The sequence below is a fragment of the Cryobacterium mannosilyticum genome (assembly GCF_004402705.1).
In the GTDB taxonomy this organism is placed as follows: Bacteria; Actinomycetota; Actinomycetes; order Actinomycetales; family Microbacteriaceae; genus Cryobacterium; species Cryobacterium mannosilyticum.
Map to the genome: position 1 here is coordinate 100,188 of NZ_SOFM01000021.1, position 22,297 is coordinate 122,484.

A 22,297-nucleotide genomic window follows, 5' to 3' on the forward strand; every position below is an offset into this window, starting at 1 on the left:
CGACCGCAATATGAAGGCAGAGATTTGTCTGGGAGCGCAAAGATCAAGCATAGGCGCTTTCCCACGCCGTGTCCACCTCAATCTTGACCTTCCCGGAATTCTCAGGTATAACCCACCTTCGTGTCGGTCGGATGGGCGGAGACGCGGCTGGTGGAGGGCGCAGACTGGGGGGATGAGCAGGGTTGAAGCGCAGCATCCGTCGGTCACGTTGAAACTCAGCGGGCACCTGGCCGTGATCGAACCCGACCGGTTCACCCCGGGCAGTTTCAACCTGATCGTGGACGGCACGCCCCAGTCCCATGTCAACGTCGACCACCCCGACGAGTTGTTCTTCGAGTACGTGCAGCGGATCGGGCACGTGATCGACCTGATCGGCGAAGTCGGCGAGCCGATCACCGCGGTGCACCTCGGCGCCGGCGCTCTGACGCTCCCCCGCTACGTCGAGGCGACCAGGCCCGGCTCCCGGCAGCAGGTGGTGGAGCTTGAGAGCGACCTGATCGACTTCGTGCGCGCCGAACTGCCCTGGGACAAGCGCGCGCAGCTGCGGGTGCGGCACGGCGACGCTCGCGAGGTGCTCGGCAAGCTGCCCGCCGGGTTGCACGGCTCGGTCGACCTGGTCGTCGTGGACATCTTCTCCGGGGCGCGCACCCCCGCGCACGTGACCAGCCGCGAGTTCTACGAGCTGGCCGCGCCGCTGCTGAGCCCGAGGGGCGTCGTGGTGGTCAACGTCGCTGACGGGCCGGGCCTCGCCTTCGCCCGCGCCCAGGCCGCGACGCTGTCGGCCGTGTTCGACCATGTGCTCGGGCTCGCCGAGACCCAGGTGCTCAAGGGGCGCCGGTTCGGCAACATCGTGTTCGTGGCCGCCCACACGCCGATCGACCTGAGCTGGGTGTCGCGGCTGCTCGCCGGCGGCCCGCACCCGTCGAAGGTGGTCGAGGGGGCGGAGCTGCGCCAGTTCATGGCAAGCGCGCTCGCGACGACGGATGCGACGGCCACCCCGTCGCCGCTGCCCGGCCGCACGGTCTTCCAGATCGGCAACTGAGTCGGCCAGGGCCCTTCCGATTCCACATTCCCTGTGGATAACTCAGCTTCCCTGTTGATAACCGCGCTTCCCTGTTAATAACCCGGTGGCGAGGGCGTTGCCTCGCTGTTCCCCGTGCGGTACATCTCGCCTCCGCGTGGCTAACTCAGGAGATCCGGAGCCGGCCCCCGGCCTGACAGCCGGAATGGCTGTGGCGGGGCGCGGCGGCATCCGGGATCTCCTGAGTTAGCCACACACTTCGGGGCGCGGTGCGGGCTCGGCGTGGCGTCCGGCGCGAAGCCCGGCGTGAGGCCCGGCAGGAAGCCCGGCGCGAAACGCCCCCGCACTGGGGGCGGCAGGTGCCGGTCCGGGTTACTCTGGAGGCGACCCGTTTTCACCCGCGGCACGCCCTGGCCGCCCTCGTTTCAGGAACACACCCTGCCCATCATCATTGGCTACGACGCCGTCACCCTGCGTGAAAAAGTCGATCTCCGCGCTGCCGGCCTCCGTCTCGACGAACTCGGCGAACTGCGCAGCCTGTCTGCCCTCAACGAGAAGGTCGCCCTGCTGCGGCTGACCGGCCGCCTCGACGAGGCCTGGGACATCGCCAATACGGCGCTCCGCCAGGCCCGGTTCACCGGGTCGCGGGAAGAGCTCGCAGCCAGTCGCATCCGTCGCGCCCAGGTGCAGCAGTTCCAGGGCAAGCTCGACGAGGCCGCGGCCGAACTCACGCACTGCGTGCTGGAGTCGGAGACCCACGAGTGGGCCGGCGTCGCCGCGTTCGCCCGGGAGAACCGGGGCAAGGTCTACTTCGAACAGGGCGACCTCGATGGCGCCCTGGCCGACTTCACGGCCGCCGTGTTCCTGCGCGAGAAGGCGGGCGCCTCCTCGGAGCACCTCGAAAGCTCGCTGATCGCCGTGGCCGTGGTGGAGTCGTTCATCGCCGAGCAGCGCGAGGCCCGCTAGCCCGCGGCATCCGCTCTCCCGTCCCGTTCTCTCCCGTCCCGTCCCGTCTCCGGGCATAACTCCTGCAGATCGGCTGTGGTCGGGATGCCCGCCCCCGGTTTCACGCGGAAGTCCGGCTGCGGGCACCGAATCTGCAGGAGTTACGCACGTGGGGCATCGGGGGCATGCTGGATTCACGGCGGGTGAGCCCCTGGTGCGGAGCCCCCGGTTGGTGCGAAATGTTGGTGAGAGACGACTGAGGCGAGGCAGGAGATGACCGACGATCGGGGACGGGACCGAACCTTGCGACCCACCGGCCGCCGGAACCTCGCACTGCTGGCGGCGCTGCTGCTGGCGGCGGCGCTGGCGGGATGCTCGGCCAGCGCGCCGCGGCCGTCCGTGGCAACCGAGACGCCGGCCCAGGCCCGGCCGACGCCCTCCCGGAGCGTGCCGCCGAACGCGGTGCTGTTGCCGGTGCATCCGGTGGGTGACCCCGTGGTCATCGCGTCGGGGCTGGATGCCCCCTGGTCGATCCTGCGCCTGCCTGCCGGCACCCTGATCAGCGAACGCGACACCGCGCTGGTGCGGGAGTTCCTTCCCGACGGCAGCCTGCGGGATGCCGCCAAGGTCCCGGGAGTGCGCCCCGGCGGCGAGGGCGGCCTGCTCGGCCTCGCGTTCCTCGCCGACGCCGCTGCTCCGGGCGGAACCGGCTGGGTGTACGCCTACTTCACGGCCGCCGACGACAACGAGATCGTGCGGATGCCGCTGTCCGGCACTCCGGGCGGCCTCGGCCTCGGCTCGGCCGAGCCGGTGCTCTCGGGCATCCCCAAGGCCGGCAACCACGACGGCGGCCGGCTCGGCTTCGGACCCGACGGCCTGCTCTACGCCACGGCCGGTGACGCGGGCAACACCGCCAACGCCCAGGATCTCGGCTCGCTCGGCGGGAAGATCCTGCGGATGACGCCGACGGGCCAGGTGCCGGCCGGCAACCCGTTCGGCACGCTCATCTATTCCTTCGGGCACCGCAATCCGCAGGGCATCGCCTGGGACTCCCGGGGCCGGCTCTGGGCGAGCGAGTTCGGCCAGAACACCTGGGACGAGCTCAACCTCATCGTGCCCGGCGGGAACTACGGCTGGCCGGTCGTGGAGGGTGCGGCCGGGAACCCCGACTACCGCGACCCGGCAGAGCAGTGGCGCACGAGCGAGGCGAGCCCGAGCGGGCTGGCCATCGTGAACGACACCCTTTTCCTGGCAGCGCTGCGCGGCGAACGGATCTGGCGCATCGATCCCTCCACCGGGGAGACCAGTGCGTGGTTTGTCAACAGCTTCGGCCGGCTGCGCGACGTGGTGTCGGGCCCGGATGGCACACTGTGGTTTGTGAGCAATAACACGGATGGCCGCGGAGACCCGTCTCCCGGCGACGACCGGCTGTACCAGGTACGGGTGGCTCCCTGATGGCCGACCTCGACCGGGTGCGGCGCTGGGCCGACGCCCTCATCGCGCTGCACCTCGACCTGACCTGGACCTTCGCCTTCGACAACGCGAAGAAGCGCGCGGGACTGTGCAATTACACGGTGCGGCGGATCACCGTGTCGCGGTACCTGGCCGCCCGATACGACGACGACGAGGTGCACCAGATTCTGCTGCACGAGGTCGCGCACGCCCTGGCCGGCCCGCGCGCCGGGCACGGGCCGAAGTGGAAGGCCGTCGCCAGCGGACTCGGCTACGACGGCAAACGCACGCACGACGGCGAGATCGCCGACGAACTCGCTCCGTGGGTGGGAGTGTGCCCGGCCGGTCACATCCACTACCGCTACCGGCAACCCACCCGGGCGTTCGCCTGCGGGCTGTGCGGGCGCGGGTTCAACCGCGCGCACCTGATCAAATGGAACCGGAGGGAGATCACGGCGGCGGCACGGCGCCGCGCGGCGGCAGCCACGGGCACAGGCACGAGGTGACGAACGCCCGGGACGAACGCCCCGGGACACCATGTGAGGAACACCCGGGACGAACACCCCAGAACACCCGGTGACGAACACCCGGTGACGAACACCCCCGGACCATCACCCCGTGGCTGTCACCGGCAACCGTCACCCGTCAGCGGTCACCCGTCAGTCGGTGACGGTCAGTCGGTGACGGTCAGTCGGTGACGGTCAGTCGGTGACCGTGACCTCTTTCCAGAAGGCGACGTAGTTGCTGTAGTCCTGGCCGACCCGCTCGAATGAGGCCGGGTACGGCGTGGGATAGCTGAACGCGCGGTCCTGCAGCAGGGCGTCGTCGTTCTTCACGCTGAAGTACTGGCATTCGCCCTTCCAGGAGCAGGTGTACTGGGTCGGGCTCTTCACCAGCAGGTCCTCGTTCACCGACGCCGGCGGGAAGTACCAGTTGCCTTCGATCCTGACCAGGTCGTCCTGCGGCGCTTCGGCGAGGACGGTGCCGTTGAGTACTGCCTTCATGGGAGCTTCTCCTTGGGTCGGTGCCGGGCGTCTCGGCAGTCGGCCGAGGCCGTGCTCCGGCCGTGCTGGGGAAAACGTCAGGCTGGGAAGGTGAATTCCCGCAGCAGCGGGATCCCAGCCGATTCACGGCCGGCGTCCGACTCGACCGTCGCCCGGTCCGGCGCGCCGACCGCGGCCGCCACCTCGGCCTGCCGCCCGTCGGCGACGAGGGCGAGGGCCGTCTCCGAGGCGGTGACCAGGTGCCGCAGCGCCTGCCGGAGCCCGGTGAAGCTTGCGGCGGCCGCCGCCGCCTCCGGCGAGACGTGGTCGATCCCGAGGCCCGCGAGGGCGTCGATGACCGCGCCGGCGACGAGGAAGTCCTCGACCGCGAACCGAGCGGTGCCGTCGTTGCGCCGCTCGCCCACCGCGATCACCGCGACGGCGAACCGGTCGCCCTTCTCCGCCTGCCGATCGAGCACCCATTCGGCGACGCGCTCGACCGTGCCGAGATCGGCCCGGATGACCTGGTGCGCGGCCAACGGAGTGGGGATGCCCTGAGCGTAGCCGGTGGGCGGCAGCGCGTCGGCCAGGATCACGACGTCCGCCTGCCCGGCGAGGGCCTGGAAGCCGACGAGGCCGACATCGAAACGGACCTGGTATTTCTGCTGGGGCTCGGCGGCAATCACCTCATCAGAATATCGGGAACGGCCCGGCGGACGGCAACTCTGCGGGCGCCGTGCTATTGGACGTCGAACCGGGCCAGCGCGTCGGCATCCGTCGCCAGCGTCATCGCCCGACGGGCTCCGTCCAGCGCCGCGACCGGGTCGGTCTCGGCCACCGCGAGGGTGAGCTGGCGCTCGGACTCGGTCAGGCGCGTGCGTGCCTCGGCGCCGACACGTCCGGGATGCCCGGTGATGAAGTCGCGGGTGACGGTGAGCTGGCTTCGCACGGCGAGCAGCGCGCCGGACAGGGCGCCGCGGGCGTTGTCGAGGCGAAGCTGCCGGTTGCGGGCGTCCGAACGGATGACGTCCAGCCCATCCATGGCCTCCCGGAGCCTGGCGAGGTCGGCGGCCGGATCGCTGAGGCGGGACGGCCGGCGCAGCTCGCCCAGCGCCGCGTCCGCGTCGGCGATGACACGGTTCAGGTCGGTGCGCGCGTCGGGCTCCTCGTGCGCGTCGCGCAGCGTGCGCGCCTCGGCCAGTTCGGCGTCGGCAGCGTCGAGTGCCCGGGTGAGGGCGGCGAAGCCGAGGTGCAGCCGGTCTTCTCCGGTCTCGATCGCGTCGAGCAGCTTGCCGGCCCGGAAGAGGCCGTGCTCGGCCGCCTGGAGCTGATCGCCGACCGGGCGGGCGGCGTCGGCGGCAAGCTGGGCCGCGGCGGCGTCCGTGGCGGCGCGCGCCTCGTCCAGGGCGGTCTGGGCGCGGCCGGCGTTGTCGCTGATCGAGGCGAGCGCGGCCGCCGAGTACGTGTGGGAGAGGCGGGCGAGGCTGGCCGCCCCCGCGGCGACGCGGTCGGAGACCCGGTCGAGGCGGCGCTGCAGCTTCTCGAGCAAGAGCGGCGCATCCCGTTCGAGGCCCCGCCGCGACGAGAAGTCGCGGGTCTGGGCCTGGAGCCGGGCGGTGGCCTCGTCGGCGAGCTGGGCGATCTGCTCGGTCCAGCGGCGGCGTTCGGTCTCGCTGTCGGGGATGCCGTCGTCGAGCTTCTGTTGCAGCGCGAAGGCTTCCTTGAGCTGGCGGGTGGACAGGGCGAGCGCGGCGGCGAAGTCGCGGGTGGCCCCCTCACCGAACTGGGCGAGGGCGAAGGCGAGTTCGTCGGCGTTGGCTTCGATCAGGTCGTCGGCGCGGACCAGGGCGATCGCGGCGGCACGGGAACGTTCGGCGGCGGCCGCCGCCAGGGCGAGGTCGCGGGCCCTGGCCCGGCGCCGGGCCAGGCCGACCAGCAGCGCCACGATGACGCAGACCACCCCGAGAACGATGGCCGAGGGCACCCACCAGAGTTCGCCAGTCATACCGGCGAGTCTAGCCAACGCCTGGGCCAGGTCTCCGCAACGAAACCGCCGATCCTGAGCCCATTCGCCGGCACCGCGGAGGGCACCGGATGCGGCGTCGGACGACCGGCTAGCCGCGCCGCATCTGGCGGCGGATCAGGTCGTAGTCGTGCCGCGAGATCTCGATCAGGCCGCGCCGGAGCTGGTAGCCCCAGTCGGGATCGTCGCGGGTGAATTCGAGCACGGTGAGCAGCGGGCGGATCGACGCGGCGACGGCATCCGTGTCGTAGTCGACCGGGTGCCGCCACGGCCGGTAGGACCCGGACCCCGCCTGGCCGGCCTGGCCCGTTCGGCCCGGGGCACCCTCGGCGATCCACCCGATCGCGGTGAACTCGCGCAGGGTCTCGCCATCGGACTCGGTCTTCGGCGAGTAGTAGACCACGCCGTCGGATTCGCGCATCTCCTCGAGGGCCGCCCGCGACCCGTGATTGGCCTGCGCGAGCCCCATCGACACTCCGCGGAGCACCTGCTCACGCGGCGCGACGCCCAGCCAGTATCGAATTGCCACCCTCTCAGTTGTACTGCATCAGGATGCGCCACAGACTAGGGGCATGCGTGTACTGCTGAAAGAGATCCTCGACTGCTCCCCGGATGCCGCGTGGCGCGCCCTGCGCAGCCCCGCCGTCTTCCGGGAGGTGAGTTCGCCCGTGGTGAGCGCCGAATCGCTCGAGGCAGGCGGGTTCCCCACCGTCTGGGAACCCGGCGAGCACCCGGTCGGCCTGAACGCGCTCGGCCTCGTGCCGATGGGCGAACAGGTGATCCGGCTCACCATGGAGACCACCCGGAGGGACGGGGTGCGCATCCTCCGCGACACGGGCCGCGGTGTCTCCGGCGCGCTCGCCTCGGTCACCCTCTGGGACCACCGGATGGCTGTCGCCGCCGACCCGGCCGGCACGGGGAAGACCCTGTTCCGCGACCAGCTGATCTTCCGGACCGGTGCGCTCACCCTCGCCAGCTGGCCCGTGTTCTGGGCCCTCTGGCAGTGGCGGATGCGCCAGCTCCGGCGTCTGGCCCCGACCTGGCGGCTCGACCTCGGCGTCGACCTGCCGGCCGATGCCGGCGCCTCTCCTGATGCGTCCGCAGCGGCCGACGCCTCGGCCGGCACGGTGTCCGGCGCCGATTCCGCCGCCGTTTCCGGGGTGACCGAATGACCACCACGCTCGGCGCCCTCCAGGTGGCCGACTGGCGCCGCCGGGTGTTCGGCCTCTACGCCGGGGTGCGCCAGCTCAGCGCACACGACCCCGCGGCCGGCCACGAACTGTGGCGCAGCGGCCGCGACGACCTGTTCGCGGGGCATCCGTCGTCGCCGTTGATGCCCGACGACCGGTCCGCGTTCACCGGCCTGCCCGTCGCCGCCTACGACCCCGACTGGCGGTTCGAGGTGGAGGTCCACCGAGCCGAGCAGCCGTATCGGATCCAGGTGGACACGGGCACGGACGGCACGGTGCCGTTCGACCTCGTCGGCACGGTGCGCCTGCCCTACCTCGGCGCGATCGACCTGTGGCGCCTGGCCAGCTACGGCGGCGGGCTCTTCCTGCCGGTCAAGGACGGCCTGTCCGGCAAGCCCGGCGGAACGTACGGCGGCGGCCGCTACCTGCTCGACACCGTCAAGGGCGCCGACCTCGGTCCGGGCGCCGACGACGACACCCTCGTGCTCGACTTCAACTTCGCCTACAACCCGTCCTGCGCCTACGACCCGATGTGGGCCTGCCCGCTGCCGCAGGCCGGCAATGTCGTGGCCGTCGAGGTGCCTGTCGGCGAGCTGTACACCGGCGCGGAACACGACTGAGGCACCGTTCCTGGGAAGCCGCTTGACAGCATCCGCTAGAGTGGGAGCTTGCGAATGCGTAGTTGCGTTTGCTGCGTCGTAGAACGCCCTCTTCTTTCTTTCTCCGTCCGCCCACTCGTGGGCCGGCCGGATTTTGCGAATGAAACCTTCTTACGGCGAACGGATGTGCCCATCGGCACCTTCGCCATGTGAATCCTCCTGGTTCCGGCCATTGCCATTGCGCAAATCCGGTCCACGTGAGGAATCTGATGCCCGAAAGGCACCACTTTGTCTGAAACTTCCTTTGGCACGCTCGGCGTGCCGGCTCCCCTCGTCGCCGTTCTCACGGCGCAGGGAATCGACAGCCCCTTCCCGATCCAGGTCGACACCCTGCCCGACACCCTGAACGGCCGCGACGTGCTCGGCCGCGGCAAGACCGGCTCGGGCAAGACCCTCGCCTTCGCACTTCCGATGGTCGCCCGCCTCGGCGGCAAGCTGTCCGGCGGCAAGCGCCGCCCGGGCCGCCCGCTCGGCCTGATCCTCGCCCCGACCCGCGAGCTCGCCACCCAGATCACCAATGCGCTCACCCCGCTGGCCGAGGCGTACGGCCTCAACACGACGACCATCTTCGGCGGCGTCTCCCAGGGCCGACAGGTCTCCGCCCTCAAGGCCGGCGTCGACATCGTCGTGGCCTGCCCCGGCCGCCTCGAGGACCTCATGAAGCAGGGCTTCGTGAGCCTCGACGCCGTCGAGATCACCGTGCTCGACGAGGCCGACCACATGGCCGACCTGGGCTTCCTGCCCGTCGTCACGCGCATCCTCGACAAGACGCCGAACAGCGGCCAGCGCCTGCTGTTCTCCGCCACGCTCGACAATGGCGTGGACAAGATCGTGCGCCGCTTCCTGCACAACGAGGTTCTGCACTCCGTCGACGAGGCCACCAGCCACGTCTCCGCGATGACCCACCACGTCTTCGAGGTCGACGGCGTCGAATCCAAGAAGGCCCTGATCGAGAAGCTCGCCTCGGGCACCGGACGCCGCATCCTCTTCATGCGCACCAAGCACCACGCCAAGAAGCTGGCCAAGGCCCTCACCGAGGCCGGTATCCCCGCCGTCGACCTGCACGGCAACCTGTCGCAGGTGGCCCGTGACCGCAACCTCGCCGCGTTCAGCGCCGGCGACGTGAGCGTTCTCGTCGCCACGGATGTCGCGGCGCGCGGTGTGCACGTCGACGACATCGAACTCGTCATCCACGTCGACCCGCCGGCCGAGCACAAGGCGTACCTGCACCGCTCGGGCCGGACCGCCCGCGCCGGCAGCGCCGGTGACGTCGTCACGCTGGTCCTTCCGGAACAGCGCCGCGACACCGACGCGCTCCTGCGCAAGGCCGCCATCAAGGTGACCCCGCAGCGCGTGAACGCGGACTCCCCCGCCGTCGCCGCACTCGTCGGCGATGTCGCCGAGTACGTCAAGCCGCTTCCCCGCGCCGAGCAGCCGCAGCGCCAGTCGCAGGGCGGCCGTTCACAGGGCGGCGGACGCTCGCAGGGCGCCAATGCCCAGCGCAAGCGCGACGAGCGCGAGAGCGGTACCCGCGGCGGCCGTGACGGCGGCCGCGGCCGCAGCGGCGACTCCGTGGCGGCCGGCGGCTCTGCCCGCCAGGACCGTGCCGGACGCCCCGCGGCATCCGGTCGCAGCCACTCCCCGCAGGGGAACGGCGGAGCGGCCCGCACCGGCCAGGGTTCGGGACGCTCCGGCGGCCTGCAGGTCGGCGGCCTCGTGCGCGGTGCCGGCTCCACCGGCGGCGCACGCCGCTCGGCTCCCCGCCGCGCCCAGGGCTAACCGAACTGAGTCACGAGGCAGGTGACCGCCGGCTGATCAGGGTTGTTCCGATGCCGGTGTGGACGCGCTCAATGTTGTCATAGGTGAGCCCGGGTGTCAGGGATGCTGCACGTGCCGCAGTACCTCCGTGCATCCGGGCCGCGACCTACCCCACCCGCGAGGCGAAGATATCGCTGGCCGGGCGGGGTGAGATGCTGCCGGGCGGGTTGGCCCCGGCACCGTTCATCTGGGTGAAGAACGTCAGGAAGTCACCCTTCGAGTGGGTCAGGCCTTCGTAGTCCCCCGCGAAGTATCCGCGGGCCCTGGCTCCGCTCGACATGTCGAAGTCGGCACCCACCCGTGTCTCCTGCCAGGTGGCGCCACCGTCGTGGGAGTGCAGCAACCATGTGCTCGTGACCAGCGGAATCCCCGCATCGTCATTGCGGAAATCGTAGTAGAGCACACCGATGCTGCCGTCGGGCAGGACGTGCACGCGCGGCGTGAATGCCGGCGAGGAGTGGACCGTGTTGATGGCGTAGGACACGGTGCCCCAGCTTGCGCCGCCGTCGGTGGACTTGGCAAAGGCAATCTGGTCTCTCGCGTTCCCGGTGGAGCGGGCGTCCTGCCAGGCCGCGTAGACCTCCTGGTGTCCCGGACGCGGATCAGTCGCCCAGGACGGGATGATGTCGCCCGTTCGCACCGGGCTGCCGAACGTTGGGTCAGTGACCCCGACGCTGTTCAGCTTGTCGACGATCGTCGGGGCCGACCAGGTCGACCCCCGGTCGGCGGAGCGCTGGATGGCGACGTTGTCGCCCCGCACTTTCTTCGCGTTCTTGAAGTTGTAGATGAGGTCAAATCCGTTCACCAGGTCCTCGGTGCCGGTGACCACAATCTCGCTGCCGATGGTCTGGTTGATGGTTCCCGGATCGAAGATCTTGCGCGCGGCTTCCCAGGTTGCGCCACCGTCCGTGGTTCGTGAGAACCACGTCGGCCCGTGATAGCCGATGGCGTGCTCGCCTGCCACCCGAGAGGCCCGTTCAACGGGGAACTCGAGCCGGTCCCACACGGCGTAAACGTAGCGGGAGGAGGTTGGGTCGGCGGTGATTGAGTTCTTGTCGTTGAAGACGTTGAGGTCCGTGTCGCGCTTGAGCACGGCATTCGGACCCCAGGTCGCGCCGCCGTCGGTCGACTTGCTGACCAGAAGCGCGTTCTCACCGCTCAGCGTCTGGTTGAAGCTGAGCGAGAAGGCATAGGCGGAACCGTCCGGTGAAACGCTGACCCAGGGGTCGGTTGAGCGCTCGTAATCGCCACCGTTCGCCACTGTGCCTCCTGTGCACCGCGAAAACGCCGGCTGAGTTCTTGACGGTTGCCAGGTGTCGCCGCCATTGGTGGAATACCCGTAGTACGTCGCGTTGGAACCACCGTCAGACCACCGGTCCTGCTGCCAGCCGCCGACGAGATTGTCTTCATTCGCGGGGTTGACCGCAACAGACGGTTCGAGCTCGGTGCCGGGGAAGTTGGTTCCGACCTGAGCGGAACCTGGGACGCCGTTGCAGGGAGGACCATCAGCGTCGGCCCCGGCGAACGGGCTGCCGATCGAACTCGCCCGAACGAGCGGACTCGCACCCAGGGTGCCGGCAACGGCAGCGGTGGCGGGGACCCCCGCCACGGCAATAGCGCACGCCAGAACGACGAGGACCCGCTTTCGAGTGGCCTCGACCCGGGGATGACGCGGTCCGCTGTTCTGATTCATCCGGGGCTCTCCTTTGAACTCGGTCCGTTCGACGTGACGAACGGTACCCCGTTCAGCCGCTCCACGCTAGACCGCGCGAGCCGGGGAGCAGCCGCGTCAATCGGCGCCGAGCGTCTGAGCTAGTCTCGGGTCATGGTCACCACAGCGCTCATCCGTCCCGTCGTCGAATCGGATGCCGAGAGCCTCGGCCGCGTGCATGCCACCTGCTGGCACGAGACGTACGACAACCAGCTCAGCGCCGCCGCTCTCGAGCAGCTCCAGCCCGCCCGCCTGGCCGCGATGTGGCGGCGTTTCAGCTCACAGGGGCCGCAGTACCGGCAGGTCGCCGCGCTCGTCGACGGCGAGATCGTCGGCTTCGCCGGCAGCGGCCCGGCCCGCGACACCGACAAGCCGGCACCGACGGAGCTCTATTTCATCTACCTGCTGGATGCCTACCACGGCACCGGCATCGGCCAGCAGCTCTTCGACGCCGTCATCGACGAGGGACCGTCGTGCCTGTGGGTCGCCGCCGAGAACGCCCGGGCCCACTCGTTCTACAAGCGCAACGGCTATGCCCCGGACGGCCACGAGCAGGACCAGGAAGTCCTCGGCGAGGAGTTGCACGAGGTACGCCTGGTGCGGCCCCGGTCGCTCGCCCGGCGCCTGTCACTCGCCACCGCCGGGTAACGCGCCGCGCGGGTCCGCGCGCCGGCGGCGCGCGGACGGTAGGGATGGAGTTTTTCGCGACGCGCCGCATCCTTCGCCGGCGAACCCGGCGTGGCGCGAGTTTCTCCACCCGAACGAGAGCGGAGCGGAGCGCTGCGCTGCCGCCGCGCTAGCGGAGCTGCCCGACCGACGCGAGCGCCATCCGCAGGAGAGCGCCGCGGCCGCCCTCCATCTCCGCGGAGACGGCCTCGGAGGAGGCCTCGGCCGGTGTCATCCAGGTGAGCTCGAGGGCATCCTGGCGCGGGTCGCAGGTGCCGGTGACCGGCACGACGTAGACCATGGAGACCGCGTGCTGGCGGTCATCCGTGAACGCGGTGATGCCGGGCATCGGGAAGTACTCGGCCACCGTGACCGGCACCGGGCTGGTCGGCAACTGCGGGAACGCCATCGGGCCGAGGTCCTTCTCCAGGTGGCGGAACAGCGCGTCGCGCAGGGTCTCGCCGTAGAGGACGCGGCCGGAGACGAGCGTGCGGGTCATCTCGCCGGTCGGCCTGGCCCGGAGCAGCACTCCGACCGAGACGACCTGGCCGAGACCGTCGACCCGCACCGGAACGGCCTCGATGTAGAGGATCGGCAGCCGGCGCCGGATCTCCGCCAGTTCGATGTCGGTGAGCCAGCCCGGGTTCACGTTCGGCGGCGGTACACCGTCGGGGCCAGGCGTCCAGTCCGGATCAGGGTCAGGGGTGCGCACGCTCATGAGTTCATTCTGTCCTACTCGGCGAGTGGATGCGCGGCCCGGTCCTCGTGGACGGCCGACCAGCAGGGTCGGACCTCGGGTTTCGCGCGTTGAACGCGCCGGCGAACGCCGCCACCCGGTACAGTCGGCCTCGTGAACAGTCACACGCCGGTCGCGGAGCGGGATCGCGCCCTGGGCGCGTTCTACGGCCTGGCCCTCGGCGACGCACTCGGCATGCCGACCCAGTCGATGTCCCGGTCCGAGATCCTGGCCGACTACGGCCCCATCGCGGGATTCCGCGACGCGGGCCCGCGCCAGCGGATCGCCGCCGGGATGCCGGCCGGCACGGTGACGGACGACACCGAGCAGGCCGTGCTGCTGGCCGGGCTGCTCATCGAGGGTCGCGGCCACGTCGACCCGCGGGTCTTCGCGGCCCGCCTGCTCGACTGGGAACAGGGGATGCGGGCCCGCGGTTCGCTCGACCTCCTCGGCCCGTCGACGACGGCCGCGCTGCGCAGCCTCACCGACGGCGAGTCACCGCTGACGAGCGGCCGGTTCGGCAGCACCAACGGCGCCGCGATGCGGATCGCCCCGGTCGGCATCGCGTTCGGACTCGAACCGCTGGGCGCATTCGTCGACGCGGTCACCGAGGCGAACCTGGTCACCCACAACACCACCCTCGGCATCGGCAGCGCGGCCGCGGTCGGCGCCGCGGTGAGCGCCGGGATCGCCGGGGCAACCCTCACAGGCGCCATCACGGCCGCGGTCACCGCCGCCGCAGAGGGCGAACGCCGCGGGCACTGGGTGGCAGGGGCGTCGATCGCCGCGCGCATCCGCTGGGCCGTCGGCCACCTCACGGGATTGCCCGAGGACAACCAGGCGGATGCCGTGTGCGCCCTGATCGGCACCTCCGTCGCCGCCCAGGAGTCGGTCGTCGCCGCGCTCGCGCTGGCCGCGGTCTCCCGCGACCCCTGGCGAACCCTCTGCCTCGTGGCGGGCCTCGGCGGCGACACCGACACCATCGCCGCGATCTGCGGCGCGGTGCTCGGCTCGGTCCACGGTCTGCGGGCCTGGCCGACGGCCGAACTGGACGCGCTTCGACTGGTCAACGACCTCGACCTGGCCCCGCTGGTCGACGGGCTCCTCGAGCTGCGCCGGGAACGCCGTGGCTGAGCCTCCCCGCCTGATTTTCACCGGCAACGTCATCGTCGACGTGGTGCTGACCATCGACCGGCTGCCCGAGGCCGGGAGCGACACCCTCGCCTCCTCGTCCCGGCTCACGGCCGGCGGCGGCTTCAACACCATGGCCGCCGCCCGGCGCGACGGCCTGCCGGTGACGTTCCTCGGCCGGTACGGGCAGGGACCGTTCGGCGCCATCGTGCACGCCGCACTGGGCGCCGAAGGCATCGAGGCCGCCCAGCCGGCGCTGCCCGACCTCGACAGCGGCTACTGCGTCGTGCTCGTCGACGGTTCCGCCGAGCGCACCTTCGTGACCTGGGTCGGCGCCGAGGGGCGGCTCGGCCGGGCCGACCTCGACCTGGCCGAGGTGCGCCCCGGCGACATCGTGTACGTGTCGGGGTACAGCCTCGCGCATCCGGCGAACGCCGCCGCGATCCCCGGCTGGCTGCGCGAGCTGCCGCCCGCCGCCCGGGTGATCACCGACCCGTCGCCGCTCATCGCGACCCTCGACCCGGCCACCCTCGCCGAGGTGATGGCCCGCACCGACGTGTTCAGCGCGAACGCACGCGAGTCCCGGCACCTGACCGGGACGGGCGAGCCCGGTGACGCGGCCGCCCGCCTGGTCGGCAGCATCCGTCCCGGCGGCTTCGTCGTCGTGCGCGATGGCCCGCATGGATGCTGGCTCGCCGGCGACAACCTCGGCCGGCTCCCCGTGCACGTGCCGGGTTTCACGGTGCCTGTCGTCGACACGACCGGCGCCGGCGACACCCACTGCGGGGTTCTCGCCGCCGCGCTGGCCCGTGGGCTGACGCCGCTGGAGGCGGCCCGGCGCGCGAACGCGGCGGCCGCCCTTGCCGTGACCCGGCCCGGACCGGCAACCGCGCCGCCGGCCGCCGCGATCGACGCGTTCCTGCGCGACATCGGCGGCACCGACGGCCCCGGCGACTGAGCACCCCGCCGGCGGCGACACCGTCCGCCCCGCCGCCTGAACACCCCGGCGCCTGAGCACACCGGCGGCGACACCAGCGGCACCGGCGACTGAGCACCCCGACATCTGGGCACACCGGCGCGCGATCACATCGCCGGACGCGCCCGCCCCCGTCGCGGTGAAAGACTGGAACCAGTCGCCGCGAACCGGCAGCGACCCGAAACGGAAGGTCCGAGATGGGCAACAACGAAGAGGGCCACCCCGAGCGGACCGAACCCCAGCGGACCGAACCGACCGAAGACCGGACCGAACCGAAGCGGATCGAACCGACCGAAGAGCCGACCGAACCCGAGCGGATCGAAGCGATCGACCCGGATGCCGTGCTCTGGTCGTCCGGCCCCGCGGACCGGGGCGGCCGTCCCCTGCTGCTCATCCTGCACGGCTACGGCTCGCACGAGGGTGACCTCTTCTCCCTCGCGCCGCATCTTCCGTTGCACCCGGTGATCGCGGCCCTCCGGGCGCCGCTCTCGGCCGGGCCCGGCTGGGCCTGGTTCCCGATCGGTGCGGCCGGTGCCACGGTCAACCCCGGGGCACCGAGCGCCGACGCCCTCACCGCAGCCGCCGCCGGCGTGCTGGCCTGGCTCGACGCACTGCCGGAGCAGCCGACCTCGGTGGGCCTGCTCGGCTTCTCCCAGGGCGGCGCGATGGCCCTCCAGTTGCTGCGCCAGGCGCCCGACCGGTTCGCGTTCGCGGTACAGCTGTCGGGTTTCGTGGGCCGCAGCGAGCATCCGGGCGACGCCCGACTGGCCGAGCTGCGCCTCCCGGTCTTCTGGGGCCGCGGCACGGCCGACCCGGTGATCCCCCAGGATGCGATCGAACGCACCCAGGCCTGGCTGCCGGGTCATTCCGAACTCACCGAGCGCATCTACGAGGGGATGGGGCACTCCATCTCGCAGGCCGAACTCGGCGAGATCGTCGGCTTCCTGCGCGCGCAGTACGCGAGGCTCGCCGCCTGAGGGAGGGCCTCTGCCCCGAACGCGCCAGGTGCGCCGCCACGCTCCTGGTGCGCCTGGCGCGCAGCGGCGAACCAGGCGCGCTGGGCGTCGCACCGGTAGTCGTCACCGCCCAGTCGCCGCGCGGGCCGCGCAGCTCCGCGCGGGCCGCGCAGCTCCGCACGGGTTAGCGGGCAGGTTAGCGGGCGGGGTTAGCGGCCGCGCCCGGCCTTTTCGTTCTGGGCGGCCTGACGAACGATGTGCGCCGCCTTGCGGGCACGCTCGGCGTCGCGGTCTTTGACCCGGATCTGCTCTTCACGGACCTCGAACTGGGTCGCCCGCTCGGTGACCAGCCAGGCCGGCGGCTGCTGCAGGAGGGCCAGGATCTCGGCCGTGGTGAGCGGCTCCGTCACCTTGCCGCGCACGAGACCGGAGATCGACACGCCGAGCTTGGCGGCCACGACCTGTTTCGGGTGCGGTCCGTTGGCGCGCAGTTCTAGCAGCCACTCCGGCGGGTTCGCGTCCAGCGCGGCCAGCTCGGTGCGCGAAATGGGCGACGACTGGAACTCCTCCGGGGCTGCTTCGAGCAAAATCCCGAGCTTCTGGGCCGCCGTGGCGGGCTTCATGGTCTGGGTCTTCTTCTCGGTCATTAGTCAAGCGTATAGCCTGAGAGCGGTGTCGATCCGGCGGGTCGGCACCGATGAAAGCGAACCAGAGAGGATGCCGGTGACTTTTTCCATTGCCTTCGTCGCCGGTGTGACCCCCACCAAGTGGACTCGCATCTGGGCCGAACGCCGACCCGACCAGCCACTCGAGGTCTTCCGCACCGAACCCGGGGAGCAGGACCAGGTGCTCCGCGACGGTCGCGCCCAGGTCAGCCTGGTGCGGCTGCCCATCGACGAGACCGACCTGAGCCTGATCGCCCTGTACCGCGAGATCCCCGTCGTCGTCGCGGCGAAGGACCACTTCATCGCCGACCAGGACAGCGTTCTCGTCGCCGACCTGGCCGACGAGCATCTCCTGCAGGACCCCGACGTCGTGCCGGAGTGGCGTGCGGTGGCGACCGAGGTGCGCGACGGCACGCGCCGTGCGCTGCCGAAGATGCGCGACCTCGACGAGGCGATGGAACAGGTCGCGGCGGGGGTGGGCATCCTGATCGTCCCCCATTCGATCGCCCGGTTGCACGGCCGAAAGGATGTCGTGTCCCGGCCGGTTGAGGACGTGGCGGAAAGCCAGGTGTCCCTGGCCTGGCTCTCGAGCGAGACGACCGAGGACGTCGAGGAGTTCATCGGCATCGTGCGCGGGCGCACGAAGGACAGCTCGCGGATCGACTCCCTGCCGGCCGAGCGGGTCAAGAAGGAGAAGAAGACCGACAAGGCGAAGGCCGCCGCGAAGGCGGTGCGCGTCGCCGCCGCGAAGGCGAAGCCGGCCGTGTCCCGGAAGGCCCCGAGCGCGCCCGGCCGCACCCGCCCCACCGCCAGCCCGAAGAAGGGCAAGCGCCGCGGCTCCCGCTAGCCGGAGGGCCGAAGGGCCGGGCGCCGACAGACGCTGCGAACCAGCCTGCGGAACCGCGGCGACTCGCACTCTTCGGTTAGCTGATATAAGCTCAACGGGCTCCACGATTTACCGGCTGGAGGTTCATTTCGGTCTCGAGGAGTTCCAGTGGGGGAAGTCATCCGCTGGGTGATGGCACCCGTCATGCGCGCGTGGATCGCCGCCAGGACGCGCGAATACGACACCCTGCCACGACCGCGGGATGCCCCGCAGGCCCACGCCGCCGGCATCAACAGCGATCGGATCCTGCTCTTCGGCAGCGGGCCTGCGGTCGGCTGGGGTGTTCTCAGCCACGACCTCGCCCTCCCGGGTTCGCTCGCGCGGGCACTGTCGGCGCGCACGGGGCGCGGCACCGACGTCGACGCCGTCCCGAGTCCGGCAGTCACGATCAGGTCCGCCCGCGCCGAACTCGCCGGGCTGAAGCTGTGGCGTTACGACGCGATCGTGCTCAGCGTCGGCACGACCGACGCCGTCGGGCTGATGCCGCCCCGGGTCTGGCGGCGTGAACTCCAGGCGATCCTGGACCAGCTCAGTCGCAGCACCTCCCGGACCACCCGCATCTTCGTGCTCGGCGTGCAGCCGATCCGGTCGATCGCGGCCTACGACTCGGCCCTGGGCACCCTCGGTGCCACCCACGCCCGGAGCCTCAACGAGCTGACCGGCACCGTCTGCAGTTCTCATCCGGATGCCTGCTTCGTCGCCATGGCGGCCGGCCTGGCCCGCACCTCCGGCCGCATCCGCACGGCGGCGGACTACGTCGCCTGGGCCGAGAACCTCGCCGACTCGATGAAGGGCCCGCTCGACGCGGAGCATCACGACGAGGCCCAGTCCTCCGAGAGCGACCACGACGGTTCGCCGACCGGCCACCCCGAGTGGCTCGGTCCCGACGCGGCGCGCGCCGTCGCCGCCCTCGGCCTCCTCGACACCGACCCGGAGGAGCGTTTCGACCGGATCGTGGCGGTGGCGCGGCGCTCCTACGGCACCCGTTCGGCCGCGTTCACCTTCGTCGACGGGGACCGGCTGTGGGACAAGTCCAACCTGGGCGAGGCACCCCGGGTGTATCCGCTCGCCGGCTCGGTCACCGCCATCGCGGTCCGCTCCCCCGGCGCGCTGGTCATTCCGGACACGCTGCTCGACCCGCGCACCCGCGAGCATCCCCTCGTGGTTTGCAAGCCGCACACCCGCTTCTACGCCGGCTTCCCGGTGGAGGCGGAATCCGGTGAGCGGATCGGCGTGCTCAGCGTGTTCGACCCCTCACCTCGGTCGCCCGACGAGATCGACACGGTGCTGTTGCGCGAACTCGCCCTGCTGATCCAGGCTGAGCTGCGCCGGCGCCCCGAGTAGGCGGCGCCGGGCATTCCAGGCCGGTGCGGGTCAGAGCCGGGCGACCGGCTGCCGCAGCACCGTCTTGAGCCTGGCCGTCTCGGTCCGGCGCGGGTCGCTGAGGTACACCTCATGGTGCCGGCCGTTCAGGCGCAGCCCGTTCGCGGCGAGGAAGTCATCGTGCAGGGCGGCGAGCACCGGCGCCTCGTCATCGTAGGGCCCGAGGTGCAACAGTTGGGCGGAGAGACCCTCGTCGAGGGTCTCGGTGCGCACCCTGGCGAGGGCAGGCAGCTTCTTCTTCGCGCTGGCGGCCGCGATGACCTGGCCGATGAAGGCATCCGTCACCCAGTCGGGCTCGCTGATCAGCATGGTCCAGTGCCACTGCGATTTCGACCCCGCGGTGAAGACGGATGCGTCGTCGGCGTACCACAGGCCCTCCAGCGGAGCGACGACCGCGTCACGGCCGAGCTCGCGCTTGGCCTGGAACTTGATGCCGTAGGCCACCGCGTAGAGGGCCTCGACGGCCTCCGCGTAGGCGGGCGCCGTGTTCGGGTCGCCGCTCCCGTCGACGGCGATGAACCGTAGCGCGGGGACCTCGACGAGTTCCCAGTCCCGGTTCGCGGGCGCGTAGAAGGGTTTGAGCGCCTTCTTCACGTCCCACGGGCCGGCGCCCGCCGGCGCGGTGTTCCGCGGCGCCCGGAGCTTGCCGGTGCGCCGGTCGGTTCTGAACGGCAATTCGGCGCTCATTCCGGAGCTCCGTCGTCCTGGAGCACGTCGTTCTGGAGCACGTCGTTCTGAAGTACCGAGAGGATGTTGCCGGCCGGGTCGGTGAACCAGGCGATCTGCGGTCCGCGCGGGTCCCTGGCGATGCCCTTCTCGTCCTGGGGAGACCCCGGGTAGCGTTCGAAGCTCACCCCGCGGGCGAGGAGGGCGTCGACGGCAGCGTCGATGTCGCCGACGGCGAAGTTGAGGATGGTGAACACGGCCGGCACATGGTCGGGCTTGGGGTAGACCATCACCTCGGCGCCGCCGGGCAGCTCCAGCCGCAGCAGGCCCATCCCGCCGTCCCGCACGGTGAGGCCGAGGGTGTCGGCGTAGAAGGCGCGGGCCGTGTCGATGTCGGGCACGGCGAAACCGCTGAAGGCGGCGAGGATGCCGAGGCCCGGTGCGGTCTGTGGCTCTGTCATGTCGGTCTCCATGGGTCGGTGGGATCTGGGTCGGTGTGATCTGGGCCAGTCGGGATCTGGGTCGGTCGGGGTCTGAGCCGTCTGAGCCGGGCCGCCGGTCACCGGGAGCTGATCGAGGCGAACTTGCGGATGCACAGCGGCACGAACACCAGCAGCATGACACTGATCCCGATCAGCACGGTCGCGATCGGGTTCTGCATCGTCCAGATGTCGGGCACCGGCGCGGTGCCCTCGTTGCCGAACAGCTGCCGGGCGGCCTGCACGAGCGAGGAGACGGGGTTCCACTCCGCGAAGATCCGCAGCGGGGTCGGCAGGGTGTCGCTCGGCACGAAGGCGTTCGAGACGAAGGTCAGCGGAAAGAGGATCAGGAACGAGGCGTTGTTGATGACCTCCGGGCTCTTCACGCTCATCCCCAGCAGCGCCATCACCCAGCTGAACGCGTAGCTGAACAACAGCAGCAGTCCGATCCCGGCCAGGAACTCGGGCGCTGAGGAGTTCACCCGCCAGCCGACCGCGAGGCCCGTGCCCATCATGATCACCATCGAGATCGTGTTGAGCACGAGGTCGCTGTTGGTACGGCCGATCAGCACGGCCGAGGAGCTCATCGGCAGACTGCGGAACCGGTCGATGATGCCCTCCTTGAGGTCCTGGGCCATCGCCGAACCGGAAAAGGTCGAACCGAAGACCACGGTCTGGGCGAAGATGCCGGCCATCAGGAACTGCACGTAGTCGGTTCCCTGCACGGAGATGGCGCCGGCGTAGACCTGGCTGAAGAGGAGCACGAACATGATCGGCTGGATGACGGCGAAGACGAGCATGTCGGGCGAGCGCTTGATCTTGATCAGGTTGCGCTTGGTCACCGTCCAGCCGTCGGAGTACCACATCGACAGCGGGTTCCAGGTGGGGAGGGTCGCGGCGACGCTCATTTCACGGTCTCCAATTCGGCGTCTTCGGCCTGTTGGGCGGCCTTGTCGGCCTTGTGGCCGGTGAGTTTGAGGAACACGTCGTCGAGGGTGGGCCGGCGCATCCCGGCGTCGTGCAGGCCGATCTTCGCCTCGCCGAGCGCCGCGAGCACGTGTTGGAGCACGAGGGGACCGTCGTTGACGGCGACCTCGAGGCCGCGACCGTCGGTGGTCACGAGCGGTTCGCCGTCGCCGAGCCGGGCGAGGATGCTGCGGGCGGTGTCGCTGTCCGCGGCGTCGACCAGGGCGATCTCCAGCCGGTGCCCGCCGATCTGGGCCTTGAGCTGGTCGGAGGTTCCCTCGGCGATCACCCGGCCGTCGTCGATCACGACGATGTCGTCGGCGAGCTGGTCGGCCTCTTCGAGGTACTGGGTGGTGAGCAGCACCGTGGTGCCGTCGGCGACGAGGCGTTTGATCACCTGCCAGAGGGCGATCCGGCTGCGCGGGTCGAGCCCGGTGGTCGGTTCGTCGAGGAAGAGCACCTTGGGGTTGATCACGAGCGCACCGGCGAGGTCGATCCGGCGGCGCATGCCGCCCGAGAACCCCTTGACGGGGCGGTTTCCGGCGGCCGTGAGCTCGAACAGGTCGATCAGCTCCTGCGCTCGACGCCGGGCGAGCGCACCGCCGAGGTGGTAGAGCCGGCCGACCATTTCCAGGTTCTCGAATCCGGTCAGATTCTCGTCGACGGCCGCGTACTGGCCGGACACCCCGATGAGGCGCCGCACGGCCTTCGGGTCGGCGACGACGTCGATCCCGTCGACGAAGGCGGTGCCGGCATCCGGCCTGATCAGGGTCGTGAGCATCTTGACGACGGTGGTCTTGCCGGCCCCGTTCGGGCCGAGCAGGGCCTTGACCGACCCGCGCGGAACGGAGAGGTCGAGTCCGGCAAGAGCGTGCACCGGGCCGCTCTTCGACCGATAGGTCTTGGTGAGGCCCCTGGCTTCGATGATGGTCATGAGAGTGTGCCTGCCTGCCCTACTGCGCTAATGTAGACGTCGTACACATTG

The 22,297-nt window shown here is 70.7% G+C and carries 24 protein-coding genes; 13 read left to right on the plus strand and 11 right to left on the minus strand.

Annotated features, from left to right (window positions below; translation table 11 throughout):
• Positions 1-172: 172 nt before the first annotated feature.
• The 4 genes from E3O32_RS07895 (at position 173) to E3O32_RS07910 (ending at position 3,924) form a co-directional block, all read left to right on the plus strand.
• A complete protein-coding gene (locus tag E3O32_RS07895; protein ID WP_134508297.1) occupies positions 173-1,042 on the plus strand; it encodes a spermidine synthase in 870 nt (289 codons plus the stop codon).
• Positions 1,043-1,327: 285 nt separating this feature from the next.
• Positions 1,328-1,987 (plus strand): YfgM family protein, encoded by a 660-nt coding sequence (locus E3O32_RS07900; RefSeq protein WP_241974703.1) that lies wholly within the window; start codon positions 1,328-1,330, stop codon positions 1,985-1,987.
• Positions 1,988-2,239: 252 nt separating this feature from the next.
• Positions 2,240-3,421 (plus strand): PQQ-dependent sugar dehydrogenase, encoded by a 1,182-nt coding sequence (locus E3O32_RS07905; protein ID WP_134508299.1) that lies wholly within the window; start codon positions 2,240-2,242, stop codon positions 3,419-3,421.
• Positions 3,421-3,924, plus strand: coding sequence for a SprT-like domain-containing protein (locus E3O32_RS07910; RefSeq protein ID WP_134508301.1), 504 nt, complete (start codon positions 3,421-3,423; stop codon positions 3,922-3,924). The genes E3O32_RS07905 and E3O32_RS07910 overlap by 1 nt, the downstream gene beginning before the upstream one ends.
• Before the next feature lie 195 nt (positions 3,925-4,119).
• Here the strand turns inward: E3O32_RS07910 and E3O32_RS07915 are convergent, their stop codons facing one another.
• From E3O32_RS07915 to E3O32_RS07930, 4 genes are all read right to left on the minus strand, one after another.
• Positions 4,120-4,422: a DUF427 domain-containing protein gene (locus tag E3O32_RS07915; protein ID WP_134508303.1), complete on the minus strand. Its 303-nt coding sequence runs from the start codon at positions 4,420-4,422 to the stop codon at positions 4,120-4,122.
• 77 nt (positions 4,423-4,499) lie between these two features.
• On the minus strand, positions 4,500-5,087 hold the full coding sequence (locus E3O32_RS07920) for a hypothetical protein (RefSeq protein ID WP_134508304.1): 588 nt from the start codon (positions 5,085-5,087) through the stop codon (positions 4,500-4,502).
• Positions 5,088-5,140: 53 nt separating this feature from the next.
• Entirely contained in the window at positions 5,141-6,406 is a 1,266-nt protein-coding gene (locus E3O32_RS07925) for a hypothetical protein (RefSeq protein ID WP_134508306.1), read from the minus strand.
• A 109-nt stretch (positions 6,407-6,515) separates the two neighbouring features.
• Positions 6,516-6,953: an EVE domain-containing protein gene (locus E3O32_RS07930; protein WP_134508308.1), complete on the minus strand. Its 438-nt coding sequence runs from the start codon at positions 6,951-6,953 to the stop codon at positions 6,516-6,518.
• Positions 6,954-6,996: 43 nt separating this feature from the next.
• Between E3O32_RS07930 and E3O32_RS07935 the strand changes: the two genes are divergently transcribed.
• The 3 genes from E3O32_RS07935 (at position 6,997) to E3O32_RS07945 (ending at position 10,052) form a co-directional block, all read left to right on the plus strand.
• A complete protein-coding gene (locus E3O32_RS07935) occupies positions 6,997-7,596 on the plus strand; it encodes a hypothetical protein (protein WP_174776496.1) in 600 nt (199 codons plus the stop codon).
• The gene (locus E3O32_RS07940) at positions 7,593-8,234 is read left to right on the plus strand and encodes a DUF1684 domain-containing protein (protein ID WP_134508310.1); all 642 of its coding nucleotides are present in this window, start codon (positions 7,593-7,595) and stop codon (positions 8,232-8,234) included. The genes E3O32_RS07935 and E3O32_RS07940 overlap by 4 nt, the downstream gene beginning before the upstream one ends.
• 267 nt (positions 8,235-8,501) lie before the next feature.
• Complete coding sequence (locus E3O32_RS07945) at positions 8,502-10,052, plus strand: DEAD/DEAH box helicase (RefSeq protein ID WP_134508312.1); 1,551 nt, start codon at positions 8,502-8,504, stop codon at positions 10,050-10,052.
• Between the two features lie 145 nt (positions 10,053-10,197).
• Here E3O32_RS07945 and E3O32_RS07950 read toward each other — a convergent pair whose 3' ends face one another.
• Entirely contained in the window at positions 10,198-11,352 is a 1,155-nt protein-coding gene (locus E3O32_RS07950; protein ID WP_166790803.1) for a sialidase family protein, read from the minus strand.
• 564 nt (positions 11,353-11,916) lie between these two features.
• On the opposite strand from E3O32_RS07950, the gene E3O32_RS07955 reads away from it, so the two are divergent.
• On the plus strand, positions 11,917-12,450 hold the full coding sequence (locus E3O32_RS07955; RefSeq protein ID WP_134508315.1) for a GNAT family N-acetyltransferase: 534 nt from the start codon (positions 11,917-11,919) through the stop codon (positions 12,448-12,450).
• Positions 12,451-12,598: 148 nt separating this feature from the next.
• On the opposite strand, the gene E3O32_RS07960 is transcribed toward E3O32_RS07955, so the two are convergent.
• On the minus strand, positions 12,599-13,186 hold the full coding sequence (locus tag E3O32_RS07960) for an NUDIX hydrolase family protein (RefSeq protein WP_134508317.1): 588 nt from the start codon (positions 13,184-13,186) through the stop codon (positions 12,599-12,601).
• A 132-nt stretch (positions 13,187-13,318) separates the two neighbouring features.
• Here E3O32_RS07960 and E3O32_RS07965 point away from each other — a divergent pair, with 132 nt between their 5' ends.
• The 3 genes from E3O32_RS07965 (at position 13,319) to E3O32_RS07975 (ending at position 16,288) form a co-directional block, all read left to right on the plus strand.
• Positions 13,319-14,338: an ADP-ribosylglycohydrolase family protein gene (locus E3O32_RS07965; RefSeq protein ID WP_241974704.1), complete on the plus strand. Its 1,020-nt coding sequence runs from the start codon at positions 13,319-13,321 to the stop codon at positions 14,336-14,338.
• Positions 14,331-15,293: a PfkB family carbohydrate kinase gene (locus tag E3O32_RS07970; RefSeq protein ID WP_134508319.1), complete on the plus strand. Its 963-nt coding sequence runs from the start codon at positions 14,331-14,333 to the stop codon at positions 15,291-15,293. The genes E3O32_RS07965 and E3O32_RS07970 overlap by 8 nt, the downstream gene beginning before the upstream one ends.
• A 215-nt stretch (positions 15,294-15,508) precedes the next feature.
• The gene (locus E3O32_RS07975) at positions 15,509-16,288 is read left to right on the plus strand and encodes an alpha/beta hydrolase (RefSeq protein WP_134508321.1); all 780 of its coding nucleotides are present in this window, start codon (positions 15,509-15,511) and stop codon (positions 16,286-16,288) included.
• 188 nt (positions 16,289-16,476) lie between these two features.
• Here the strand turns inward: E3O32_RS07975 and E3O32_RS07980 are convergent, their stop codons facing one another.
• Positions 16,477-16,914, minus strand: a complete 438-nt coding sequence (locus E3O32_RS07980) for a DUF5997 family protein (protein ID WP_134508323.1) — start codon at positions 16,912-16,914, stop codon at positions 16,477-16,479.
• A gap of 76 nt (positions 16,915-16,990) precedes the next feature.
• On the opposite strand from E3O32_RS07980, the gene E3O32_RS07985 reads away from it, so the two are divergent.
• Together E3O32_RS07985 and E3O32_RS07990 are read left to right on the plus strand one after the other, a co-directional pair.
• Entirely contained in the window at positions 16,991-17,779 is a 789-nt protein-coding gene (locus E3O32_RS07985) for a LysR substrate-binding domain-containing protein (protein ID WP_166788609.1), read from the plus strand.
• Positions 17,780-17,926: 147 nt separating this feature from the next.
• A complete protein-coding gene (locus E3O32_RS07990) occupies positions 17,927-19,162 on the plus strand; it encodes a GAF domain-containing protein (protein ID WP_134508327.1) in 1,236 nt (411 codons plus the stop codon).
• 30 nt (positions 19,163-19,192) lie between these two features.
• Here E3O32_RS07990 and E3O32_RS07995 read toward each other — a convergent pair whose 3' ends face one another.
• The 4 genes from E3O32_RS07995 to E3O32_RS08010 all read right to left on the minus strand — a co-directional run bounded on the left by E3O32_RS07995 (position 19,193) and on the right by E3O32_RS08010 (position 22,246).
• Positions 19,193-19,888, minus strand: coding sequence for a GyrI-like domain-containing protein (locus E3O32_RS07995; RefSeq protein WP_134508329.1), 696 nt, complete (start codon positions 19,886-19,888; stop codon positions 19,193-19,195).
• Positions 19,885-20,328, minus strand: a complete 444-nt coding sequence (locus E3O32_RS08000; protein WP_134508331.1) for a VOC family protein — start codon at positions 20,326-20,328, stop codon at positions 19,885-19,887. Before E3O32_RS08000 ends, E3O32_RS07995 begins: the two co-directional genes overlap by 4 nt.
• Before the next feature lie 98 nt (positions 20,329-20,426).
• Positions 20,427-21,254 (minus strand): ABC transporter permease, encoded by an 828-nt coding sequence (locus E3O32_RS08005; RefSeq protein ID WP_134508333.1) that lies wholly within the window; start codon positions 21,252-21,254, stop codon positions 20,427-20,429.
• Complete coding sequence (locus E3O32_RS08010) at positions 21,251-22,246, minus strand: ATP-binding cassette domain-containing protein (RefSeq protein WP_134508335.1); 996 nt, start codon at positions 22,244-22,246, stop codon at positions 21,251-21,253. The genes E3O32_RS08005 and E3O32_RS08010 overlap by 4 nt, the downstream gene beginning before the upstream one ends.
• Positions 22,247-22,297: the final 51 nt, after the last annotated feature.